The sequence below is a fragment of the Cupriavidus sp. 05L310 genome (assembly GCF_056398185.1).
Genome location: NZ_JBFTOX010000027.1, coordinates 175,670 through 197,888, shown reverse-complemented (window position 1 = coordinate 197,888; position 22,219 = coordinate 175,670). Strand labels below are relative to the sequence as shown.

19 protein-coding genes are annotated in these 22,219 nt (G+C 64.7%); 13 read left to right on the top strand and 6 right to left on the bottom strand.

What is annotated here, in order from left to right; genetic code table 11:
* Positions 1 to 152 precede the first annotated feature (152 nt).
* Positions 153 to 1,304, bottom strand: coding sequence for a zinc-binding dehydrogenase (locus tag AC1DS6_RS20760; RefSeq protein WP_477103004.1), 1,152 nt, complete (start codon positions 1,302 to 1,304; stop codon positions 153 to 155).
* Between the two features lie 269 nt (positions 1,305 to 1,573).
* Between AC1DS6_RS20760 and AC1DS6_RS20755 the strand changes: the two genes are divergently transcribed.
* The 11 genes from AC1DS6_RS20755 to AC1DS6_RS20705 all read left to right on the top strand — a co-directional run bounded on the left by AC1DS6_RS20755 (position 1,574) and on the right by AC1DS6_RS20705 (position 15,044).
* Positions 1,574 to 3,034 carry an MFS transporter gene (locus tag AC1DS6_RS20755; protein WP_441625487.1) on the top strand — a complete coding sequence of 487 codons (1,461 nt, stop codon included), beginning with the start codon at positions 1,574 to 1,576 and terminating at the stop codon, positions 3,032 to 3,034.
* Positions 3,031 to 4,554 (top strand): FGGY family carbohydrate kinase, encoded by a 1,524-nt coding sequence (locus AC1DS6_RS20750; protein ID WP_441625485.1) that lies wholly within the window; start codon positions 3,031 to 3,033, stop codon positions 4,552 to 4,554. Before AC1DS6_RS20755 ends, AC1DS6_RS20750 begins: the two co-directional genes overlap by 4 nt.
* 22 nt (positions 4,555 to 4,576) lie before the next feature.
* Positions 4,577 to 6,256 (top strand): glycerol-3-phosphate dehydrogenase/oxidase, encoded by a 1,680-nt coding sequence (locus AC1DS6_RS20745; protein WP_441625483.1) that lies wholly within the window; start codon positions 4,577 to 4,579, stop codon positions 6,254 to 6,256.
* Positions 6,253 to 7,806 carry an FAD-binding oxidoreductase gene (locus tag AC1DS6_RS20740; protein WP_441625481.1) on the top strand — a complete coding sequence of 518 codons (1,554 nt, stop codon included), beginning with the start codon at positions 6,253 to 6,255 and terminating at the stop codon, positions 7,804 to 7,806. Before AC1DS6_RS20745 ends, AC1DS6_RS20740 begins: the two co-directional genes overlap by 4 nt.
* 5 nt (positions 7,807 to 7,811) lie before the next feature.
* Positions 7,812 to 8,396 (top strand): glycerol-3-phosphate responsive antiterminator, encoded by a 585-nt coding sequence (locus AC1DS6_RS20735; protein ID WP_035868188.1) that lies wholly within the window; start codon positions 7,812 to 7,814, stop codon positions 8,394 to 8,396.
* A gap of 18 nt (positions 8,397 to 8,414) precedes the next feature.
* Positions 8,415 to 8,633 carry a hypothetical protein gene (locus AC1DS6_RS20730; RefSeq protein ID WP_441625479.1) on the top strand — a complete coding sequence of 73 codons (219 nt, stop codon included), beginning with the start codon at positions 8,415 to 8,417 and terminating at the stop codon, positions 8,631 to 8,633.
* Between the two features lie 366 nt (positions 8,634 to 8,999).
* Positions 9,000 to 9,920, top strand: a complete 921-nt coding sequence (locus tag AC1DS6_RS20725; RefSeq protein ID WP_441625477.1) for a glycosyltransferase — start codon at positions 9,000 to 9,002, stop codon at positions 9,918 to 9,920.
* A gap of 306 nt (positions 9,921 to 10,226) precedes the next feature.
* Entirely contained in the window at positions 10,227 to 10,811 is a 585-nt protein-coding gene (locus tag AC1DS6_RS20720; RefSeq protein WP_441625475.1) for an SCO family protein, read from the top strand.
* Positions 10,693 to 12,867, top strand: coding sequence for an RICIN domain-containing protein (locus AC1DS6_RS20715; protein WP_441625473.1), 2,175 nt, complete (start codon positions 10,693 to 10,695; stop codon positions 12,865 to 12,867). Before AC1DS6_RS20720 ends, AC1DS6_RS20715 begins: the two co-directional genes overlap by 119 nt.
* Positions 12,867 to 13,301, top strand: a complete 435-nt coding sequence (locus tag AC1DS6_RS20710; protein WP_441625471.1) for a hypothetical protein — start codon at positions 12,867 to 12,869, stop codon at positions 13,299 to 13,301. The genes AC1DS6_RS20715 and AC1DS6_RS20710 overlap by 1 nt, the downstream gene beginning before the upstream one ends.
* 66 nt (positions 13,302 to 13,367) lie before the next feature.
* Complete coding sequence (locus tag AC1DS6_RS20705) at positions 13,368 to 15,044, top strand: pectate lyase family protein (RefSeq protein ID WP_441625469.1); 1,677 nt, start codon at positions 13,368 to 13,370, stop codon at positions 15,042 to 15,044.
* Positions 15,045 to 15,168: 124 nt separating this feature from the next.
* Here AC1DS6_RS20705 and AC1DS6_RS20700 read toward each other — a convergent pair whose 3' ends face one another.
* Both AC1DS6_RS20700 and AC1DS6_RS20695 read right to left on the bottom strand, forming a co-directional pair.
* A complete protein-coding gene (locus tag AC1DS6_RS20700) occupies positions 15,169 to 16,077 on the bottom strand; it encodes a sterol desaturase family protein (protein WP_441625467.1) in 909 nt (302 codons plus the stop codon).
* Positions 16,078 to 16,789: 712 nt separating this feature from the next.
* Positions 16,790 to 17,140: a DUF1428 domain-containing protein gene (locus AC1DS6_RS20695; RefSeq protein WP_441625466.1), complete on the bottom strand. Its 351-nt coding sequence runs from the start codon at positions 17,138 to 17,140 to the stop codon at positions 16,790 to 16,792.
* 434 nt (positions 17,141 to 17,574) lie between these two features.
* On the opposite strand from AC1DS6_RS20695, the gene AC1DS6_RS20690 reads away from it, so the two are divergent.
* Positions 17,575 to 18,012 carry a YciI family protein gene (locus AC1DS6_RS20690; protein WP_441625464.1) on the top strand — a complete coding sequence of 146 codons (438 nt, stop codon included), beginning with the start codon at positions 17,575 to 17,577 and terminating at the stop codon, positions 18,010 to 18,012.
* 335 nt (positions 18,013 to 18,347) lie between these two features.
* Entirely contained in the window at positions 18,348 to 18,977 is a 630-nt protein-coding gene (locus AC1DS6_RS20685) for a hypothetical protein (RefSeq protein WP_441625462.1), read from the top strand.
* Positions 18,978 to 19,135: 158 nt separating this feature from the next.
* Here AC1DS6_RS20685 and AC1DS6_RS20680 read toward each other — a convergent pair whose 3' ends face one another.
* From AC1DS6_RS20680 to AC1DS6_RS20670, 3 genes are read right to left on the bottom strand one after another with little or no spacing between them, the layout of a single operon-like run.
* Positions 19,136 to 20,101, bottom strand: a complete 966-nt coding sequence (locus tag AC1DS6_RS20680; RefSeq protein WP_477103003.1) for a tripartite tricarboxylate transporter substrate binding protein — start codon at positions 20,099 to 20,101, stop codon at positions 19,136 to 19,138.
* A gap of 25 nt (positions 20,102 to 20,126) precedes the next feature.
* Entirely contained in the window at positions 20,127 to 20,987 is an 861-nt protein-coding gene (locus tag AC1DS6_RS20675) for an amidohydrolase family protein (protein WP_441625458.1), read from the bottom strand.
* A gap of 22 nt (positions 20,988 to 21,009) precedes the next feature.
* Positions 21,010 to 22,203, bottom strand: coding sequence for a CaiB/BaiF CoA transferase family protein (locus tag AC1DS6_RS20670; RefSeq protein ID WP_441625519.1), 1,194 nt, complete (start codon positions 22,201 to 22,203; stop codon positions 21,010 to 21,012).
* Positions 22,204 to 22,219: the final 16 nt, after the last annotated feature.

Genomic DNA, 22,219 nt, shown 5'->3' with positions numbered 1-22,219 from the left:
GATCGAGAAATGATCCTCTATTGGCCGCCGCCCTGCTTGCGCTAAACAGCCAGCGCAAGCAGGGCGGCGGCCGCTCGAACCTCGTCACCTGTCAAGTGTCCTCGGCGCAAAATGCGATTTTATTTGGCGGCTTATCTTGGGTGGATTGGTCATTACCCAGCCAGCCCCTTGTTCGGATTAATCAGATACTTCTCGCCGGTCGCGCGCTTGTTGTAGACCGCGATCACGTCCAGGTCCAGTACCTCGGCCAGCGAGATCTCCTTCGAGTAGTGGCTGGCAAAGGTCGTCTTCAGTTCCGCCACCACGCGCTGCTTGAGCGCGCCCGCCGCATGCGGTCCGATCTTCTGCAGGAAGGGAAACAGCAGCCAGCCTCCCATTCCCCAGGCCATGCCGAAGTTGCGGGTGAACTCGGTCGGCGAGGTGTCCAGGCCGCCGTAGAGGTAGACCTGCTTGTGCGTCGTCGAGCCATAGCGGCTGTACTCGCCGGCTTTCCTGCTCAAGGCCGCCTCCATGCAGCTCAGGATCTGTCCCGCAAGCTTGCCGCCGCCGGTGGCGTCGAAGGCGAGCGTCGCGCCCGTGGCCGCGATCGCTTCGGTGAGGTCTTGCAGGAAGGTGGGCGAGGCCGCGTTGCAGACGTGAACCGCACCCTGCGCCTTGAGCAGATCCGCCTGCTCTTGCTTGCGCACGATGTTCACCAGGCCGACGCCATCCTTGAGGCAGATCTGGTTAAGCATCTGCCCCAGATTGGAGGCGGCAGCGGTGTGCACCAGCGCGGTATGTCCCTCGCGCCGCATGGTTTCGACCATGCCGAGCGCCGTGAGCGGGTTGACGAACGACGAGGCGCCTTCGGCCGGTGTCGCCCCTTCCGGCAGGACCAGGCACTGGTCCGCCGGGATACAGCGGTACTGCGAGTACATCGCGCCGCCAATGGCCGCCACCGTCTTGCCCAGCAGCGCCTGCGCCGCGGCCGATGAGCCCGCCTCGACGACCACCCCCGCGCCTTCATTGCCGACCGGCATGGACACATCCACCCGGCCCGCCATGCTCCTCATCGCCGCCTCAGGGACGCGGGCGGTGACGACGGGCTGGCCGGCCGTGCCGCTGGCCTTTGCCGTGCTCATGTCGGCGGCGCCGAACAGCAGGCCGAGGTCGGACGGGTTCAGGGGCGAGGCTTCGACACGGATCAGCACTTCGTCCGGGCCGGGCTGGGGGATGTCGACGCTGGCAAGCGACAACTCCAGTTCGCCGCCGCGCTTGATCAGCGAGCGGAGTTGAAGGGCGGTGCGGGTGCTCTCGATGGGCATTCGGTATCTCCTTGGATCGGTCGTCTGAAGCTGGCCGGGGCTGCGTTGGCCGCAGGGAGCAATGTAGCAAGTTCTGGCAAAACCGGCTGGCGGCGCCTCGCGCCGCCGGTCCGGGGCAGGCCAGGCAGCGCCCGATTACTCCCTTGACACTCGGAAACTTTCAACCTAAAGTGCGCCTGCAGATCTAGATAAGAGACCATCTGTAAGATGGTCTCTCCCTGCGTGCAGATTGCTGCGGCCTCTTACAGAAATAAAACAAGGAGACCGCTGTGCAATCCACGATCAAGATCCGTGGCATCGATGATGTCATCTCGTTTATTGATTCCTGCCCAGGCATAAAAGGCAGAGCCGGCCTCATCTGGTGGCTCGCGCTGGGGGGATTATTCCTTGACGCATTCTCCAATTCCGCATTGAGCGCGGGCCTTGGGCCCATGACGCGGGATTTGCATCTTGCCGCGTCGCAGGTCGCGCTGCTGACCTCGTTCGCTTCGTGGGTGGCCATTGCCTTCAACCCGATCGGCGGCTGGATGGCCGACCGCTGGGGCCGGGTTCGTCCGCTGGTGCTGGCGAAATTCCTGGCGGTGACCGGTGCGCTGCTGGTGGTCTTCGCGCCGGGCTTTGAAGTCATCCTGGTCGGGCGCTTCTTCGTGGGCGCCGCCTACGGCATCGATTTCGCCATTGCCATGGCGGTGCTGGCGGAGTTCACGCCAGTCAAGTTGAAGAGCCGGCTCAATACCTGGCAGGGCATGTGGTACACCGCCGTCTGCAGCAACCTGCTGCTGGCCTTGCTGTTCCACTCGTGGCAGGTGGGCGATTCCATCTGGCGCTATTCGGTGGCCGCTACGGCCATCTTCGGGGTCGGCATTCTCATCCTGCAGCTTGCCTTCCTGGTCGAAAGCCCGATCTGGCTGGCGCGCAAGGAGCGGCTGGACGACGCTGCCGGGGCGATGACCCGGATCTATGGCCGGCCCTTCGTGGCCGCGCCGGTGGACGAGCGCCTGCCTGTCCTCAACCAGGCAAAACGCGGCCTGGCCAATGTGTTGCTTATCTTCCGCGGCGTGTACCTGCCGCGCACCATCCTTGCGGCGACCGTGCAGATCGGCCAGTCCATCCAGTATTTCGCGGTCGGCTGGTATTTGCCGCTGATCAGCGCGGCCTTGTTCGGCAAGGACTTCATCTACGCCACCGTGGGCGCGCTGGTCTTCAATGTCTTCGGCATCTTCGGGGGCTTCATGTCGCCGCTGATCGGCAGAAAGCTTGGCTTGCGGCGCGCTTCCGCCTTCGGATTCGCCGCCGTCTTCGTCATGCTGCTGATCCTCGGCCTGTTCAACGGCAAGATGCCGGTCTGGGTGGCGGTGATCGTGCCGTCGCTGTTTATCCTTTTCCACTCGGGCGGCCCCGGCGCCAATGGCAAGAGCCTTTCGTCGCTGTCGTTCCGCAGTGAACTGCGCGCGGGGGCGAACGGCATCATCGGTGCCCTGGGCTCGACCGGCGCGGCGCTGGGCCTGCTGATTTTCCCGATCTTCCGGGAGAACTATGGCCTGGAAAAAACCTTCCTTATCCTGTCGATCGTGCCGCTGACGGCCAGCATCATCTGCTTTGTGATCCGCTGGGACCCGACGCGCACCACGATCAATCCAGACAACGAAGCCGATGCCCCGCAATTCAGCGGCGATGAACAGCCGGCCCCGGCGTTCCTCAACCCGGCGATAGAGAAAACCCAGCGATGAAGCACAACAGGCACGTCATACTCGCCATCGACGAAGGCACCTCCGGAACGCGCGCGGCTGTCGTCGCCGCCGACGGCCATGTCTCCTGCCTGGAGTACATGGCGCTCCAGGTGGACGCGCCGCGGCCCGGCGTGGTGGAACAGGATGCGAACGCGATCCTGGAGAAGACCATCGCCGTGTGCCGCGCGACGATTGCGCGCGCGCAGCAGGAGCAGTTGCAAATCGTGGCGCTGGGCCTGGCCACGCAGCGGGCCACGGCGGTGCTTTGGGATACCCGCACCGGCCGCGCGCTCGTGCCCGCCATGGTCTGGCAGGACACGCGCTACGTCAGCGAACTCAACGCGCTGGCGCCGGCCTGGGACAAGACGTTGATCGAGCAGGTCGGCCGCCCGGCGGGCGTGCGGTCCCCCTACCTCTGGGCGGCCCGCCATCTCCACGACACCCCGGCCGTGGCCGAGGCGTTCCGGGAGAACCGTCTTGCGTTCGGCACGATCGATACCTGGCTGCTGTGGCACCTGTCCAGCGAACGCACCTGCGTAACCACGCCCACCAACGTGACATCCGCCAGTGCCTACGTGCTGGCGGAGCACCGCTACCACCTCGGCTGGCTGGACGCGCTGGGCTTTCCTGCTGCGCTCTTGCCGGCGCTGCGCCAGGACGCGGACGACTTCGGCCGCACCCGGCCGGAGCAACTGGGCATCGACGTGCCGATCCTCGCCTGCGCCGGCGACCAGCTCGCGGGCGCGGCGGGGCTCGGGTGCCTGGACCGGGGGCAATCGATGTGCGTGCACGGCACCGGCAGCTTCGTCGACCTGATGACCGGGCCGGAGCTGCCGGCCAGGGCGGGGCTGTACGACGGCACCCTGACCATGACCGCGCGCCGGCAGCATCATGTCTCGCACCTCTCGGTCGAAACCTTCGTGGCCACTACCGGTTCGGCGCTCAACTGGGTCTGCGAGAAGTTGCGCTGGTTCGAGAGCGCGAAGCAGATCAGCGCGCTGGCGGCCACGGTCGATTCGGCGCGCGGCGTGACGTTCCTGCCCGCGCTGACGGGGCTGCGGGTACCGCAGATGCAGCCCGAGGCGCGGGCCTCGCTGACGGGCGTTTCCATCGCCAGCTCCCAGGCCGAGGTGGCCTACGCCATCCTCGAAGGCATTGCCCACGCGGTTGCTTCGTGCATCGAGGCCAACGAGGAAGTCGCTGGCGTGAAGGTGTCCGAACTCATCGTGGGCGGCGGCTTGTCCGGCAGCGACGCCTTGCTGCAGATCCAGGCGGACCTGACCGGCATGCCGATCCGGCGCATGCGCGAAACCGACCGGGCCAGCTTGCGCGGCATTGCCTTCTTCGCGGGATCGTCGGGATTGCTGTGGGAGTCGCTGCAGCAAGCCCGCGCCACCAATGAAACCGATGCCGTCTTCGAGCCCCGGCTCGGCGCCAGCGAGCGCGGCGAACGCCGCGCGCTGTGGCATGCGCGGGTGGCGTCCGAGCTGCGTCACGCGCAGACCTTCCACAATCAATAAGCAGTCAGGAGATCTCTACGACATGATGGTTTTTCCATCCAGAAATCCGGGCAAGGACCGCGCCGCGATGACCTCCACCGAGCCGCTGCGCCTGGTCCGCCAGGAGCAGCTGGACCGCCTTGCCAGCGAACAGTTTGACATCCTCATCGTCGGCGGTGGCGTGACCGGCGCCTACGCGGCGCTGGACGCGAGCTTGCGCGGCTACCGCGTGGCCCTGGTGGAGAAGAACGACTTCGCCTCCGGCACCTCGTCCAAATCCTCCAAGATGGTGCACGGTGGCCTGCGCTATATCGAACAGGGCAACCTCGGGCTGGTGCGCCATTCCCTGCTGGAGCGCCAGCGCCTGCGCAGGAATGCCAGGCACCTGGTGCAGCGCCTGCCGTTCCTGTTCCCCGTGCTCGAAAAGGATGGCGTGTTCGACAAGCGCCTGTCCAAAGCGTTTGAAAGCCTGCTCTGGACCTACGACATCGCCGGCGGCTGGCGCGAAGGCATCCTCCACCAGAAACTCACCAAGGCCGAGGTGCTGTCGCATTGCCCGACCTTCAACGAAGAGAACCTGCTCGGCGGCTTCCTGTATTTCGATGCGCGGGTGGACGATGCCAGGCTGACCCTGAACATCGCCCGTACCGCGGCCTTCCATGGCGCGGCGGTGGTCAACCATGCGAAGGCGGTCGAGATCACCCGCAACGATCACGGCAAGGTCGATGGCGTGATCGTCCATGCCGGCGAGCGCGAGATCCGGGCCAGAGCCGGCGTCGTCATCATGGCGACCGGCGTCTGGCTGCGCGACTGGACCGGCCGCAAGAAGGGCGAGGAAAAGACGATGCACATCCGGCCGGCCAAGGGCGTGCATATCGCCATTCCCTGGCTGAAGGTCCGCAACGACTGCACCGTGACCATCCCAGTGCCGGGGCGCAACCGCCGCGCCACCATCACCCGCTGGGGCAACGTCTCCTACCTCGGCACCACCGATGAAGACTACGAGGGCGACCTCGACGATGTCTGCTGCACCCGGCAGGAGCTGGACTTCCTGCTCGACGGCGCGCGCTGGGCCTTGAAGACGGACCTGCAGGCCGAGGACGTGCTCGGCAGCATCGCGGGCTGCCGGCCGCTGGTCGCGCCGCCGGGCGGCAAGACGCTGGAGATCAAGCGCAACCATGAAATCCATACGGCGGCGGATGGCCTGGTCACCATCGTCGGCGGCAAGCTGACCACCTCTCGGCATATGGCCGAGCAGACCATCGACGCCGCGCAGAAAGTCATCGGCCAGCGCAGCAAATGCCGGACCAAATCGGCATACCTGCTGGGCGCGGCGGGTTACGACGCGCAGGCCATCGTGGCATCCGGCGGCCTGTCGGCCCACCTGGGCGAGCGTTACGGCACTGAAGCGCGCTTTGTCAGCGACATCCTGCAGGCCGATGCGCGGCTGCAGAAGCCGATCGTCGAAGGCCTGCCCTACACCGAAGCCGAGATCGTCTACGCCGCGCGCCATGAACTGGCGGGCAGCGTGGACGACATCCTTTCGCGCCGCATCCGTGCCCGCCTGATGGCGCGCGATGCGTCAGCGCGCGCCGCGGCGCGCGTGGGCGAACTGCTGCAGGCCGAACTCGGCCTGTCCGAATCCGTCGTGGCGCAACAGGTCAACACCTACCTGAGCGCCGTCGCACATGAAAAATCCGTTCTTATGGGAGAGAAGGCATGATCAGCAAGGAAGCAATCAAGCGAGGCTACAACCGTGGCAACTACGTCGTCGGCGCGCACACGCCGCCTGCTTACGCGGCCACCGTCAAGGAAACGTCCGACACGCCCGGGCTGCAACGCGACGCCGTGGCCGTCGATGCCGCGCAGATCGACGCGCTGCGCAGCGTGGCGGATGAAGTGCTCACCGATGCCGGCAGCGTAGTGACGTGGACGCGTGACTGGTGGGCCGGGTCGATGATGACCGAGACTGCCGGTAAGCCCGCGACCCCGCGGGCCGTCATCGTGCGGGTTTCAACCATCGGGCAGATCCAGGCAGTCATGCGCATCGCGCACGCGGCGGCGATCCCCGTGACCGTATCGGCCGGGCGCAGCAATGTGACCGGGGCCGCCCTGCCGGTGCGCGGCGGCATCGTGCTGGATGTGTGCGAACTGAACAAGATGCTGGACTTCGACAAGGAAAGCCAGATTGTCGAAGTGGAGGCAGGCGTGTTCGGCGACATCTTCGAGCAGACCATCCAGAGGGAGTACGGCATGACGATGGGCCACTGGCCGTCGTCTTTCGCCATCAGCACCGTGGGCGGCTGGGTGGCGTGCCGCGGCGCCGGCCAGCTCTCCACGCGCTACGGCAAGATCGAGGACATGGTGTTCGGCATGGACGTGGTGCTGGCCGACGGCAGCCTCGTCACGGTGGGCGGATACTCGCGCGCGGCGCTCGGCTCCGACCTGCAGCAACTGTTCATCGGCTCGGAGGGCACCCTTGGTGTCATCGTGCGCGTGCGCCTGAAACTGCATCGGCTGCCCGACTACGGCCGCGCCATCGCCTATGGCTTCAAGACCTTCGCCATCGGTCTGGACGCATGCCGCGAGATCGTGCAGCGCGGCGCGAATCCCGCGGCGCTGCGGCTCTATGACGAACTCGAGAGCGGCGTGCAGTTCAACCTGCCGGACACCAACGTGCTGCTGATCGCCGACGAGGGCGCCCGCGAGATGGTCGATGCGGTGATGGCCATCAGCGAAGGCGTGTGCAAGGAACTTGGCCATGCCCTGGATTCCGGGACCATCTTCGAGCGCTGGCTGGACACCCGCTACCTCACCGGCAAGAGCGCGGAAGGCTTCAAGCGCAGCCCTGGCTTTGTCGCCGACACCCTGGAAATGTCCGGCCCCTGGAGCGACCTGTCCGCCATCTATACCGATGTGGTCAACGCGATCAACGCCGTGCCCGGCACGCTGGCGGGCTCGGCGCACCAGTCGCACGCGTATGTGGACGGCGCCTGCCTGTACTTTTCGCTGCGCGGCGAGGTGGAGGTGGAGAACCGGGCGAAGTGGTACCGCCAGGCCTGGGATGCCGCCAATGCGGTGCTGATCAAATACAATGCCGCGTTGAGCCACCATCACGGCATCGGGCTGTTGCGCGCGCCGTATATGCGTGAATCGCTGGGCAGCGCGTTTCCGGTGCTGGTGGCGGTCAAGCAAGCGCTGGATCCCAAGAACATTCTCAATCCCGGAAAGCTCGGCCTGAGCGACGAGCTGCCCCACCACGCGGATCGGTAAGCATCATGGACAAGTCACTCGGGGCACGCCTGACGCGGCACCCGGTCATCGGGACGCTCTACGGCGTCGAGCAGGTCGACATCTTTATCGAGAGCAATGCCGAAGTCTCCATCGTCGCCAACGTCGAGCTGCGCAAGCTGCAGCCGGTGGTGGCCACGCTGACCAAGGCGGGCAAGTACGTCATCGTCAACATCGACAGCTGCGAAGGGCTGTCGCAAGACAAGGGCGGTGTCGAGTATCTTGCCGATATCGGTGTGACCAGCCTCGTCTCCACCCGGGTGGCAACCATCCAGCGCGCCAACCGGGCGGGGCTGATCACGATGCAGAAGGTATTCGTGACAGACCGCTCGACCTGGCCGCGCAGCGTCAAGGCGCTGGAGCAGAGCGATCCCAATCTCGTGCAGCTGATGCCCGCGCCCATGCTCTCGCATCTTTCCACCAAGGACCGCAAGGCGCTGCCGCCCATCGTGACATCGGGCTTCGTCTGCAACAAGGACGATATCCGCAGCGCGATCAGGGAAGGCGCCGTGGCGGTTTCCACCAGCGACAGCAAGCTGTGGAACCTGGAGCCTTCCGTGTTGAAATCCTGAAACCGACCGAGGCAATCGATGGCTGCTTCCCACCTGCAGGTGATCGCGCACTACTTTGCGTTGCCGGGGAATGGCGACAAGGTATGCGCGCTGCTGGCCGAACTCGCCGCGGCAACGCCAGGTGAGACGATGGCCAGCAGAGCGGCGGTCATGAATCGAGGTATCCATATTTTCGTCCATTCCGTTTTGTGCGCCGCATCGCCGCGACGTTTGCATTGTGGGATGCGCAACGCATGATCACATCACTCAAATTGGTGATCGGCGTCGCGCTGTCGGCGCCAGCCGGGCCGCGCGCGCTGTCCCCGATGTCCAGCCGGTGAGGTGTCAATTTCCCAAGTCGCTGGCGGCATCAGTGGCCTTCACAAGAGCAAGGATTCGGGCACGTTCCGACTCGGCTGGCTATGGCGTTTTTGGTCCGGGCTTGCAGCAAGAGCGTGAGTCCTGCAGCGGGTATTCAAAGCGGCACATGTCAAGTGCGGTCCGTGCGCAAGCGCGCACTAATTCCCGGAAAAAAGAGGCCGCGCCGACTCATCCCAATGGCTAGTTGAAAGGGAATTTTCGCTACTTATACTAAATAAAGAAATCCAATCGCGGGTAATGCTCATGAAGACGTTGGCTACCGCAGATCAACATGCCCCCTTGCCGTCGCCGGCAAGGGTCGCTGTTATCGTGGCCACGAAAGGCCGGCCGCAGGCATCGACGCACGTGCTGCGACTGCTCGAGAAGCAATCCGTGCGACCGGCCATCACGCTGTTTTCCGCCTGCACGGATGCGGATATCGAGCCTGGCCTGGAAACGCCACTGGCGGTTGAGTATATCTTTGGCCCGGCAGGCTTGCCCGCGCAGCGCAACCGCGCGCTGGCCACGGTCCTGTCGCGCGTGGATTTTGTCGTTTTCTTCGACGATGACTTCGTGCCGTCACCCTATTGGATAGAGCGCTGCCTGCAGGCCTTTCTAGCGGAGCCCGATGTCGCGGGGATCTCCGGCGCCTTGCTTCACGATGGCGCGGTCGGTGCCGCCCTGTCATGGGACGACGCATGCAGCCTTGTCCGGCAAGCGGAGGCGGTTGCCAGTACACCGCGCCCGCTCACCACGCTGAGCGGGCTCTATGGATGCAACATGGCCTATCGCGTTTCCGCGATCGGCAATCTGCGCTTTGACGAGCGGCTGGTGCTTTACGGCTGGCTGGAAGACAAGGATTTTTCGCGCGCGATCGGCAGGAAGGGCAGGCTGGTCGAGTCCGACGCGATGTTAGGGGTCCACCTGGGGTTGAGATCGGGCCGAGTCTCCGGAAAACGTTTTGGTTTCTCGCAGATCGTCAATGCCTGGTATTTGCACAAGAAGGGCGTGCTTTCCACGAAGGAAGTCTGGAGTTTCATCGCTAAAGCGCTCACTGCCAATGGTGTCAGGTCGATCCGGCCTGAATCGCACATCGACCGCCGCGGACGTTTCGCCGGCAACCTGGTCGGCGTGACGGATCTTCTGCTTGGCCGGTGCCGGCCGGAGAGGGCCAGTGATTTGTGAGGCGCGTATTGCGATGCCGCTGACTTTCGTCAGCGTTTGATGGATGGACCCCGGGGGCGGGGAAGGTTGTTATCGAAATGACGGCGGGGCCAACGCGGGCCCGTCGCGAAAGCACTCGCCATCAAGGACGCTGCCTGTGCGCAGCGGCACCTCGGCAATTTCCCCCGATAGGCTGGAATGACATTCGGCGGCGCGCTCCCTGAGGGCGCCATTGGGGGAGTCCCTCGTGGAGCGCCAATTGCGATCATGCCGCTACGCGCCATGCCGGCCGGAGTGGCGCGACATATGACTCGGAGACGTACCGGAATGACCACCTGGACCCGGCGCGCATGGCTGCGCGGCATTTCAGCAAGCATCCTGGCTGTCGCATCGCGCGACATGTATGCGCATGTGAGCGCGGGACCTGTCGATGCACCGCTGCCCACGCTAGACGGCTGGGTGGTCGACCAGTTCGGCCGGCGGGTGCGTCTGCAGGACATGTTGCTGGGCGGCGTCACGGCATTGCAAACGATATTCACGGGCTGCAGCTCGGTTTGCCCGTTGCAGGGCGCGCTGTTCAGCGCGGTGCAGGACGGCATGCCGCGCGTGAACGCCCGGTATCCGCTTCGCCTGGTCTCGCTCAGCATCGATCCGCTGTCCGACTCTCCGGAGGCGCTGCGGGCATGGCTGCAACGCATGGGCGCCGGCCCCAACTGGCGCGCGGTGGCGCCAACGGGCGCCGTCGAGCAGATCAGGACGGTACTTGCCGGCAGGGCGCCGGGTCCGAACCTCGATGCGCATTCCACACAAGTCTATTTTTTCAACAAGGCTGCGCAATTGTGCTGGCGCAGCCCTGCATTGCCGCAAGCGAAAGAAGTCCTGTACGTCATGGAGCGCTTGGCCCAGGCTTGACGGATCCGGCACGGGCCAATCAACAACAGCAGAGCAACAGCAGAGCAACAGCAGAGCAACAGCAGAGCAACAGCACCAAACCACCAACCCACCAGCAAACTTCGCCATGACTCCCATCTCACTGCAATCCAACGGATTCACGAGGGCACTGCTTAAGTGGATCGGTACCTGTCTTGTTCTCTTTGCATGGACGTTCTCCGCGCCGGCGGCGGCGCAGACCGGCGCGATGAGCCTGAGCGGTAAGAACTTGTGCGCCGATGTCTCGGGTGCCTCGACCGCGAACGGCGCACCGGTCATCGTCTGGGCGTGCAGCGGCGACCCCAACCAGCGATGGACATTCGCCCAAGACGGTACCGGGTACAAGATCACGGTGGGCCACACCGGCTATTGCCTGGACATTAATGGTGTCAGCCTGGCCAACGGGGCCGCGGCAATTCAATGGCCATGTCAGGTACCAGCCGCCAACAACCAGCGGTTCACGCTGAAGCAGCAAAACGGCGGCTATGCGGTGGTGGCCGTGCACAGTGGCAAGTGCCTTTCCGCGACGGGGAAAGCCAGCGCGCAGCAAGGGCAGGCTGTGGCTCAATACACCTGCGACGGCAGCGTCGGCCAGACCTGGCTGCTCCCCAATCTGAACATTGTCACCCTGCCGTCGAAATGGACGGCGCCCAAGGCACTGTCGCTCGTACCGGTAGCGGCGGCGAGCCTGCCTTCCGGCAAGGTGTTGGTGTGGTCCGCCTACGATCGCTTCACGTTCGGCGGCGACAACGGGCAGACTTACACCGCCCTGTTCGACCCGGTCGCCATGACGTCCACCGAGAAGCTGGTCACCAATACCGCGCATGACATGTTCTGCCCGGGGATCGCGAATCTCCCCGATGGACGCATCTTTGTCAACGGCGGATCCAGCAGTACCAAGACCAGCATCTACGATCCGGCCACGGCCAAGTGGTCCGTGGCACCGGAGATGAACCGCGGCCGCGGGTATGAGGGCAGCGTCACGTTGAGCAATGGCGGCGTCTTCACCGTGGGCGGTTCCTGGAGCGGCGCCATCGGCGACAAGGACGGCGAAACCTGGATGCCGAACAACCCGTGGCGCCTGAACAGCGCCGTGTGGGACGACTACATCCTGACTGGCGACTCTGCGGGCCTGTACCGTTCGGATAACCACGCGTGGCTGTTCGCCTCGGCCAATGGCCGGGTGTTCCATGCGGGGCCGAGCAAGCAGATGAACTGGATCGACACCACCGGTGACGGCAGCGTGACCCCGGTCGGTACGCGGGCGGCGGATGGCGATGCCATGAACGGCAACGCCGTGATGTACGACATCGGCAAGATCCTTACGGTGGGCGGAGCGCCGGACTATGAAAACACGACGTCAACCGCGAACGCACACGTGATCGATATCACGAGCGGCACGCCGGTGGTGCGCAAGCTCGCTTCCATGGCCTATGCCCGCGCCTTCGGCAACAGCGTGGTCTTGCCGAATGGCCAGGTCGTCGTGATCGGTGGCCAGACCGTGCCGGTGCCGTTCTCCGATGACGGGGCGGTGCTCACCCCGGAACTCTGGGATCCGGCTACCGAGAAGTTCCAGAAGCTGGCTGCGATGGCAACCCCGCGGACCTACCACAGCGTGGCCCTGTTGCTGCCCGACGGGCGGGTGCTGAGCGGTGGTGGCGGCCTTTGCGGTGATTGCACGACCAATCATCCCAATGTGGAGATCCTGTCACCGCCCTATCTGCTCAATGCGGATGGAACGGCGGCGACCCGCCCGACGATTTCGTCGGCGCCGGGGGACGCCCTGCTTGGCACCACGATCTCCGTGACCACGAATACCCCGGTGGCCAAGTTCGCGCTGGTCCGCATGTCGTCGGTCACGCATTCCGTGAACAACGAGCAGCGCCGGGTGCCGGTCACCTTCACGGTCGGTACGGCGGGAGAGAATCTGATCAAGATCCCGTCCGACCCGGGCGTCGCCGTGCCCGGCTACTACTATCTGTTCGCCATGAATTCGGCGGGCGTGCCGAGCGTGGCCAAGGTCATTCGCGTCCACTGATGCGCCGCGCGAACAGTAGGGCATGGCGGGCGGTCGTGGGTGTGGCGCTGGCCGCCGCCAGCATGCTGGCGGCGGCCGCGGATGGCAGCGGGGACGTGGAGCGGGGGCGGGCGCTGTTCCACGGCGAGACGGATCTCTCTGCGCACTTGCGGGGGGATCCCGCGCCGCTGCCCGCTTCAGCCGTGCGCTGCATCAATTGTCATACCAAGACCAGCCGGGGGGAGGCATTTGCCCCGCCGCTGACGTCGGATTCCCTTCGTACCTTAAGCCCGCGCCGGGGCGGCCCGCCCACGGCTTACGACCGCGACGCTTTCTGCAGTGCGCTAGCCAACAGTATCGACGTGGCCAACGTGGTATTGGTAAAGGCGATGCCGCAGTACGTCCTGTCGGATAGCGACTGTTCCGCCTTGTGGGCGTACCTGATGACGCAGTAAGCAGGGTGATGGCGTTGCCATGCCTGCGCCGGTCGAAAGCTACACGAGTAACCACACGGAAACGGCATGACTCCATTCAGGCGACAATTCTTTGCACGGCTCGCAGGCACGGTCGCGGGGGCCGGTGCCGCGCTGGCGTCGACCGTTGGCATCGGCAGGGGCGCCATCGCGCGCACCGCGCAAGAGGGCAGGGCGGAAGAGCGCGTGGTATCCGTCAAGGATTTCGCGGGCCTGGACGCGACCGGCTCGAGCCCGTCCGACCAGGCGTTCAGCAGGGCACTGAAAGAAGTCGCCTCGCTCAAACGCAAAGCCCTCGGCGACGAAAACTCCAACAGGATCGGCAACAAGCGCATCGTGCTGCCGCCCGGCACTTACCTGATCACGCAGCCGGGCGCGCTGGTGGACTCCGGCGCATTCGGGGAGCGCACGCAAGGCCTGACGATCGAGGGTGACGGGGCGCCGGGAACGGTGGTCATCATCTACCAGCCGGCCATGCCGGGGCCGCTCATCAAGAACAACGACAAGCTGCTGGTGCTCCGCTTCAGGAACATCCAGTTCCACGGCAAGGCGCCGAACAGCGACCTGATCGACAGCACCAGTACGGGCGGCGCGCAGGACTACGCCTTCGACGACTGCATCTTCACCGGCAACTGGAGATATGGCGCCAACCTCACCGGCGGGAACAACAACAGCGAGTGGCATTTCGGCCGCTGTTCCTGGGCCGGCAAATGGCAGTCGTTTCTCTACGTGGGCACCGCCAATACCTCGGACCAGTTCCTGAACTACTGGTTTGACCACTGCAAATACTGGAGCTCCAGCACCTGGATCGACATGGCCAAGGGCGGCAATATCAAGCTGACCGATTGCGATGTCAGTGGCTATGAACCCGCCGCGCAAACCTACCTGTTCAACCTGCGCGGGCGCTCCCATGCGCGCGGCGTCTGTTCGTTCAAGGCGTCGGGCTTGCGCGTCGAGCAGAAGACCCGGTTCGCGGGCCTGATGTATTGCGAGTGGGAGCAAGGCAACATCGGGTTCAAGGATTGCGATTTCAGTTCGCAGGCTTACCAGCCATTCGCCGCGGGGGTGATGTCGGCCTTGTTCTCGCCGGGTGACAGTTCCGGGGCGCAAGTGGTGTTCGACAATTGCCAGATCATGGGCCGGCACCACTACACGACCGGACAGGCGCCGGCCGGCCAGGGGCGCTCCAGCTACCGGAACTGCGATTTCCTCAACTGCACCTACCCGGACGAGGCGTTTGTCTTCTCCGAGGCAGGAGGTCAGGCCGGGCGCCGCCGCGCAGTGCTGCTCGAAAGCTGCCGGGGCAACGGCACGGGCAGTGTCTACGCCGATGCCGAAGTGGGCTGGGACGTGGCGGCGATTGCGACGGTCAAGCAGAAGATCGTCTCGTTCAAGTCCGCCTTCGGCAACCTGCCGAGCGGCGCCGACGGCCCGCTATCCATCGTGTTGCCGCTGCACGCGATCATCCTGCGCGTCATCGTGGATGTCCCGGCCGGCGCGCTCGGATCCGGCGGCAAGGCAGGCTACACCGTGCAAACGGGCGAGGCCTCCACCACTGCGCTGGCTACCCTGAGCCTGAGTCCGGCGAGCTCGGCAGGCCGGGTGGATAACCACCCGTACTTCCGCTGCAGCACGCGGCAGAAGTGCACGATCAGCCTGGTGCCGGCGGTGAAGGACCAGCCTCCGGGGTTCGGCGCGGTGGTCCTGGTGGAATACATTGGATGAAGGTGGCGGCCGGATAGCGCGCCGGCGCGGAGCCTAAGGGCAGCGCTCAATGCCACCGGAAGCCCAATGCGCAACGCGCGCCGGTTCGTTGGCCGGGTAACGCGTGCCGCACCGCCGCCTGGATTCAGCCGCCGGCCGCGCCGCGCGCCACTCCGGACTCAGGCTTGCGCGCGCGCATCTGCGCGGTGGTATTGCCCTCGCCATCCGGCGTCCAGCCCGGCGGCATGAACAGGTATCCGAAGAAGGCGCGGGCGCTGCGCGCCCCGGCCAGGTCGCGCAACAGGCGGACCCACTGCGTGAACTCGATCCGCAGCGGGTTGGCGCTGTGGATCGGATGCACCAGCCCATACCGGCAGGGCACGTCGTCGCGCTCCTTCACGTAGGTGCCGAACAAGCGGTCGAAGACCAGCAGCACGCCGCCATAGTTCGCATCCAGGTACTCCAGGTTCGACGCATGGTGCACCCGGTGCGCCGACGGCGTATTGAGGATTCCCTCCAGCCAGCCCAGCCGCGGAATCCATACCGCATGAATCCAGAACTGGTAGAGCAGATTGAGCGACAGCACCGCGAACACCACGCCCGGCTCGAAGCCGATCCACGCCAGCGGCACGAAAAACAGCGCCGTGCCGGTCAGCTTACCAAGCACCCCGATGCGAAACGCAGCCGACAGATTGAGATCGTTAGGCGAGTGATGCACCGCGTGGTTGCTCCAGAACCAGCGCACCCGGTGCGCGGCGCGGTGATACCAGTAGTAGCAGAACTCCTGCCCGATAAAGAGCAGCGGCAACGCTACCCAGCCCACGGGGTGGATCGTCAGCAGCCGATGTTCGAACGCCAGCCGCACCAGCGGCGCGGCAATCGACAGCGGCAAGGCGATCCCGATCGCGATGCGCACGACCAGATCCAGTGCCGACACACCAAAAGCCCGCCAGTCATAGCGCTGGCGGCGCGACAGGATGATCGCCTCGATCAGCGCGAATGCCAGGACGCAAGGGACGGCGATGAACAGCTGAAATTTTTCTATTGCGTTCATGACTGCTGGCTGGTGAGTTGTTCGGGCTGGCGCATGTGATTAGCCCGGCATGCCGCAGCGCGGCGCCTGTCGCGTAAGCCGACACGTCACAAGGCCGCGTGCGAGGAAGATACCGCTAACGGTGCCATAGATAAAGCCGGCTGCCAGCGATGTGCTGCTCCGATGCAATAGATCAGGGTTTATCGCTAGTGCGACGCTGACGAAACCTGGCCATGGAAATGTCGGCGAGATAAGACCCATCGGGCAGGCGTATCCGCTTCTCGAAGCGTCCTTCCTTCCTGCGCTCGCCTGCGCAGCATTGGCGCCGTAAGTGGAATTTGCCGGAGTGGGTACGAAAACCCCGAGCCGCCATTACCAGCGTATGGCGGCCACCTGTCGAACTGGCGAAATCCTGGCGACGCTCATGTCCGGCTCGTATGCGCGCCGGCGTGGCCCCCCTCAGAGGGGAGGACAAGCGCCCGCCCTCTCCCCCGACCCCTCCCGCAAGCAGGAGAGGGGAACGCCGAGTGCCCGATCTCTTGATCTCTTGATCGTTCCGCGGGAGACATGAAGGCGAACACCGGGTGGAGTCATACCGCCCGGTGCCTCAAATCAAACCGCCACTGCTTCCAACAAAGAAGGCTGGCTGTCGATCCAGGGCTGCAACGCCGCCTCACTCATCGGCCTGGCGCACCCCCTTCCCACGCAAAACCGGCCCGCCGCGGCCGTCCGGCTAAGCGTCCACGATCATCTCGAAGCCGCCAAAGATCATCCGCTTGCCATCGAACGGCATCGGCTCGTCCATCTTCAGCCGCGGATCGGCCATGGAGGCCTTCATGCCCTCGTCGCGGACCTTGCGCGATGGCCACAGGATCCAGGAGAAGACCACGGTCTCGTCCTTCTCCAGCTTCACGGCCATCGGGAACGAGGTGAGCTTGCCCTCGGGCACATCATCACCCCAGCACTCGACCAGGCCCAGCGCGCCATGGTCCTTGAACACCACCGCGGCGGCCTCGGCGTGCTTGCGATAGGTCTCCCGCTTGGCGGTGGGCACGGCGAGAACAAATCCATCGATGTAATTCATGTCCGATCTCCTTTGGGATTGTCTGCAAACTGGCGCGCAACAAGTGCCGCCATGCAGACGACGAATCAGGGGTGCCAGTCTCGACACGCTGCGGGAAGAATTCTCAATATAGGCGGGGTGGCTGGCCGCGGGCGCCCGCGCTTGCCGTCCGCCGGCGTTCGGTGTGATGAATATGACACCGCGGTGCTGCCGCGCAACCTCTGCCCGCACGGCGCGCCGGTGCGCAAAAACAACCCCGGCGCGAAAGCGGGCCAGCCGCCACGGGCCCGTATCCGCGCCGTCGGTGACGGACCTGGCCACGTGTTGCCCCGGATTTTCCGAAGGCGGTGTCGATTTCCGGTATCCCGGTTCGTCGTAGTGTCAGAGCCGTCCGTCTATCCTGAATCGAGTTCGGGGCGGTGCGGCTCCGGCAATCCGATCAAGGAGAAACGGCGATGCGTGTCATGGTGATGGTGAAGGCCACGAGCCAGTCAGAGGCCGGCAAGATGCCCGGCACGGAGTTGCTTACGGCCATGGGCAACTTCAATGAAGAACTCGTCAAGGCCGGCGTGCTGCTTGCGGGCGAAGGCTTGCACCCGAGCGCGAGGGGAAAACGGGTGCGCTTTTCTGGCAGCCAGCGGACCGTGATCGACGGACCGTTCACGGAAACCAAGGAACTCGTTGCCGGGTTCTGGCTGTGGCAAGTGAAGTCCATGGACGAGGCCGTCGAATGGGTCAGGCGCTGCCCCAACCCCATGGAAGGGGAGTCCGAGATCGAAATTCGCCCGGTCTTCGAGGCCGACGATTTCGGCGCGGAGTTTACCCCCGAGCTGAGGGCCCAGGAGGAACGCCTGCGCGCGCAGGCCGAAGACGCGGCGAACAGGCCGCGGTAAGGCGAGCAGGCGCAAAGGCGCGCAAGCGGCGCCTTGTCGGCCAGGACAGGTGCCGGTCCTGGCTTGCGACTCAGTTTGCGATTCCTGTCGCTCTGGAGGGAAAAGCAATTGCCGCCCTTCCCTGGGCCGGAGTTCCGCACGCATCATCAACTATCGTGCGCCAGCGCACACTACGCCCCGCAGGCAAAAAAGATTTGCTATACGCTTTCACCTTGGAGCTATCGACATTGCATCCATTTATGAAACCCTGGTAAAAAGTGCGAGGTCATACCGTGGCGAAGCGGCTTCGATTTGACAGGGGCGTTGGCCTCAAGGATTTTCGTAGTGTAGTTCCGATGCAGGCGATTGCCGAGATCAACGCGGCCATTGATTCTCTGCCTGGCAATGTGTCGGAACGCCCCCATCCAGACGCCATAGCGGAAATGCTGCGTCGTAGCGACGCATTCCGGCAACTCGAGGAGGCCGTCTGTGCGGATACGCGCGCGATGGCGGCGAAGGCTGTACCGGGAATATTGCGTCCGGAACCCGTGCACGTGATTCGTTGCGCGGACCCGGTAAAGCGGAGGGACAGTCATTGCCGCCATTACGATTCCCATCTGCTGACGATGCTGATTCCGCTACAACTGGCGCCGGATTGTGCCTGCAACGGTGACCTGCTCATGTATCGGCGCCCCCGTCTGGCGGTCTCCACGCTGGGCAATGTGATGTGCAAGGTTACCCATGGCATCCATCGCAAGCTACCGTTCGAGTGGCGGAAATGGCTGACGCTGCACGATCTGCGTCGAGGCCACTGCGCGCGCGTGCCGGTGCAGCTTGGCAGTGTCTACGTATTCAACGGTTTTGCGCTGAAGCACGCCAACCTCGATGTGGAGATGGGGCAGCGGCGCTCGCTGCTGATCCATTACTACGATCCCGGCCACTCGCTCGGCCTGAGCGAGTTGGTGCGGCGTGTGCGCGGGGTCTGAGTTTGTCTCGGGGGCCGCGCACAGGCGCTTCAGTTCGGCCTCTGTGCGCTCGCCACATACGATGCAGGTGAGAGCGGCGCTTCCCGGGGAAGGGTGGCCACCCGCGATCCCGGTGGAAGCAGGTGCCCGTGAGACGGCGACGCTCAAAGTGAGGCTGTCTATTCGACCCGGATCCCGCGTGCCTTGACAAGGGTGTGCCAGCGCAGTGATTCGCCTTGCAGGAAGCTCTTGAACGCCTGTGGAGAGTTACCGACCGGGTCGAGTCCGGCTTGCTGCAGCCTGGAACGCACACCCGGATCCGCGATAGCCTTCTGCACGGCACCTGCGATGGCTTGCACGCGATCCTGCGCGGTGCCCTTCGGCAGGAACACGCCATTCCATTCGAGCACTTCATAGTCCGGCATGCCGCTTTCCGCAAGGGTGGGCGTATTGGGCAATCCCTGTATCCGCTTCCTGGATGTCACCGCAAGCGCCCTGAGCTTGCCGCTGGTGACGTATTGCAGCGTGGACGCCGTGTTCCCGAAATAGATCGCAACCTGTCCTCCCATCACATCGGTGAGCGCTGGCGCACCGCCTTTGTATGGGACATGGAGCAACTCGATCTTCGCCTGCTCGTTGAACATCTCCGCGGCAAGATGCGATCCGGTCCCCGCGCCGGCGGACGCGTAGGCCAGCTTGCCGGGCGTCTTCTTCGCCGAGGCGATCAGGTCAGCGACGGTCTTGTAGGGCGCATTCGCGGCAACCACGAGGATCTGCGGCGCAGTCGCCACCAACGAGACCGGAATGAAATCGCTGGCAGGATCGAATGGCAGCTTGCGCAGTGCACCGTTCACCGCGAATGCCGAGGCGTCATAGAGGACGGTGTAGCCATCGGGCGCGGCTTTAGCCACCGCGTCGGCGCCGATGACACCGCCGGCGCCCGGCTTGTTGTCGATCACGATCGTCTGCCCGAGGATCTCCCCCATCTTCTGCGCGACGACACGCGCCGTATTGTCGGCGCTGCCGCCCGCCGAATAGGGCACCACCATGCGAATCGGCTTGTCGGGGAATGCCATGGCGCAAAGCGGCACCGAAGCAGCCATGATCGCCAGGCCTTTGCAAAGCGCCTGCAGGGTTCTTCTCATCTTGTCTCCTTCAAGTCCGGCCGGCTTACGCGGCCTCGAATCCATACAGCAAGGCAGGGTTGTCCACCAGTATCTTGCGGCGGATTTCCTGGCTACCTGCCCATTGGGCAAGCAAGTCGTACAGCAAGGCATCGTCGGGCTTGTGCCACGCCTCGGTGGGGTGAGGCCAGTCGCTGCCCCAGACGAGCCGTTCCGGGGCCGCTCCCACCCATGCCTTCGCCACCGGATCCATGTCGTCGTAATGGCGGGCTGCGCCGACGAGGGAGTCGAGGTATGCGCCAGACAACTTCAGCCAGGCTTTGCCTCGATCCAGCAGATCAGACACGACCGCGAACGCGGCATGCGCCGTTCCCCCGGGGAGCGGCATGCGGGCCAGGTGGTCGAAGACCAGGGGCGCGCGCAGCCGCGCCAGCAGGTCGCGGTGTCCAACGATCTGGTCGGCGGTCCAGTGCAGTTGCAAATGCCATCCGAACTCGGCGATGCGGTTTGCCAGCGGCTCCACCATGTCGAACCCCACAATGGCATGCATTTCCGTATAAAGGGAGAAGCGTATCCCGCGGATACCTCCCGCGTGGAGGGCATGCAAGGCCTCGTCCGTGACGTCCGGGCGTACCACGGCGATTCCGCGGGTACTGGCCGGGCCCAACCGCTGGATGGCATCGAGCGTACAACTGTTGTCTGTCCAATAGGAGCGTGGCTGTACCACGACGGCGCGGCTGGTCCCGATCAGCGCCTGAACGCAGCGGTAGTCCTCCACCGTCGCATCCGCCACGATCGGCGCAATGGCTGTGAAGCGTGGATCGTAGATATGCAGATGGGAGTCGCAGGCATTTGCGAGTGCCGCGCTGACCGGGACCGTGGTGGCCGAACTGTTCGGCACCTGCACGGCAGCGCCGCCATGCGTGGAATCAGGCATTCCGCCCCAGCCTGTCCGCTGCGTCGCGGACCATTTCTCCGTGTTGATCGAGCACAGGTGCGGCGAATGGCTCCGGGCCGGGCGTGCGGCCGAATTTGACGCCACGCGTGAAGCCGCGATAGCGGCCAACCACCGGATGGTCGAACGTCGTGATCATTTCCTCCGCGGCCACCTGGGGGAAGTCGAACATGTCCTCCACCGACCGCGCCGCCGCGCATGGTACTTCTTCGCCGAACACGGCTTCCCAATCCAGGGCCGTGCGTTGCTGTAACGCGGCATGCAGTTTGGGGACGATCTCATCATGGTGCTCGGCACGCTTGCGCACGCTATCGTAGCGATCGGTCGACAGCAACGCAGTCAGACCGGTCTTCTCGCACAGCGCCTTCCAGAAGTGCGGGGTGTTGGCGGAGATATAGAGATAGCCGTCCCTGGTGGGATGGATGCCGGTGATCCCGCCGGAACGCATGTCGCGTCCCACATCCCTGGGTTCCGAATCGGCCCATACCATCCGGGCGGACTGCATGGTCAGCGCCGCGCGAAGCAGGGACACGCCGACATATTGCCCCTCGCCGCTCTTTTCACGCTCGTAGAGCGCAGAGGCAACGGCGCCGGCCACGAGGGCCGCCGCATAGTAGTCGACCACGGAGCCGTAGAGAATTTCAGGCGGGCCGCCACGCTTGCCTTGCAGCGTGCACATGCCGGTCATCGTCTGCAGCACCTGGTCATAGCCAGCCTTGTCTTTCAGCGGGCCCGTTTCGCCATATCCCGTGACGGCGCAGTAGATGAGGCGCGGATTGACGGCGCGGAGCTGCTCGTAGCCAATGCCGAGCCGGTCCGGGACGCTGGGGCGGAAGTTGTGCACAAGTACATCCGCGTTGTGCACCAGCGCAAGCAGCCGATCCAGGTCGGCGGGATCCTTCAGGTCGAGTACGACGCCGAGCTTGCTTCGGTTGACGCCGAGGAACGCCCGGCTCTCGGCCTCCAGCGTCGAAGGATACTTGCGCAGGTTGTCGCCCACGGGCGGCTCGATCTTGATGACGTCCGCGCCCTGATCCGCGAGCAGCGAGCAGCCGTACGGCCCTGCGATATAAGCGCTCAGGTCAAGCACGCGCACGCCGGTCAGCGGGCCGGACGGCCCCGTTCGGGTTGCGCCGAATGCGCCGAATGCGCAGTCTCCGACAGTCATGTTGGTTTGCATACAG

Bases quoted from the DNA above. Each gene is read 5' to 3' on its own strand.
- AC1DS6_RS20760 (WP_477103004.1), bottom strand. From the start codon at position 1,304: ATGCCCATCGAGAGCACCCGCACCGCCCTTCAACTCCGCTCGCTGATC.
- AC1DS6_RS20750 (WP_441625485.1), top strand. From the start codon at position 3,031: ATGAAGCACAACAGGCACGTCATACTCGCCATCGACGAAGGCACCTCC.
- AC1DS6_RS20745 (WP_441625483.1), top strand. From the start codon at position 4,577: ATGATGGTTTTTCCATCCAGAAATCCGGGCAAGGACCGCGCCGCGATG.
- AC1DS6_RS20740 (WP_441625481.1), top strand. From the start codon at position 6,253: ATGATCAGCAAGGAAGCAATCAAGCGAGGCTACAACCGTGGCAACTAC.
- AC1DS6_RS20735 (WP_035868188.1), top strand. From the start codon at position 7,812: ATGGACAAGTCACTCGGGGCACGCCTGACGCGGCACCCGGTCATCGGG.
- AC1DS6_RS20730 (WP_441625479.1), top strand. From the start codon at position 8,415: ATGGCTGCTTCCCACCTGCAGGTGATCGCGCACTACTTTGCGTTGCCG.
- AC1DS6_RS20725 (WP_441625477.1), top strand. From the start codon at position 9,000: ATGAAGACGTTGGCTACCGCAGATCAACATGCCCCCTTGCCGTCGCCG.
- AC1DS6_RS20720 (WP_441625475.1), top strand. From the start codon at position 10,227: ATGACCACCTGGACCCGGCGCGCATGGCTGCGCGGCATTTCAGCAAGC.
- AC1DS6_RS20715 (WP_441625473.1), top strand. From the start codon at position 10,693: ATGCGCATTCCACACAAGTCTATTTTTTCAACAAGGCTGCGCAATTGT.
- AC1DS6_RS20710 (WP_441625471.1), top strand. From the start codon at position 12,867: ATGCGCCGCGCGAACAGTAGGGCATGGCGGGCGGTCGTGGGTGTGGCG.
- AC1DS6_RS20705 (WP_441625469.1), top strand. From the start codon at position 13,368: ATGACTCCATTCAGGCGACAATTCTTTGCACGGCTCGCAGGCACGGTC.
- AC1DS6_RS20700 (WP_441625467.1), bottom strand. From the start codon at position 16,077: ATGAACGCAATAGAAAAATTTCAGCTGTTCATCGCCGTCCCTTGCGTC.
- AC1DS6_RS20695 (WP_441625466.1), bottom strand. From the start codon at position 17,140: ATGAATTACATCGATGGATTTGTTCTCGCCGTGCCCACCGCCAAGCGG.
- AC1DS6_RS20690 (WP_441625464.1), top strand. From the start codon at position 17,575: ATGCGTGTCATGGTGATGGTGAAGGCCACGAGCCAGTCAGAGGCCGGC.
- AC1DS6_RS20685 (WP_441625462.1), top strand. From the start codon at position 18,348: ATGCAGGCGATTGCCGAGATCAACGCGGCCATTGATTCTCTGCCTGGC.
- AC1DS6_RS20680 (WP_477103003.1), bottom strand. From the start codon at position 20,101: ATGAGAAGAACCCTGCAGGCGCTTTGCAAAGGCCTGGCGATCATGGCT.
- AC1DS6_RS20670 (WP_441625519.1), bottom strand. From the start codon at position 22,203: ATGACTGTCGGAGACTGCGCATTCGGCGCATTCGGCGCAACCCGAACG.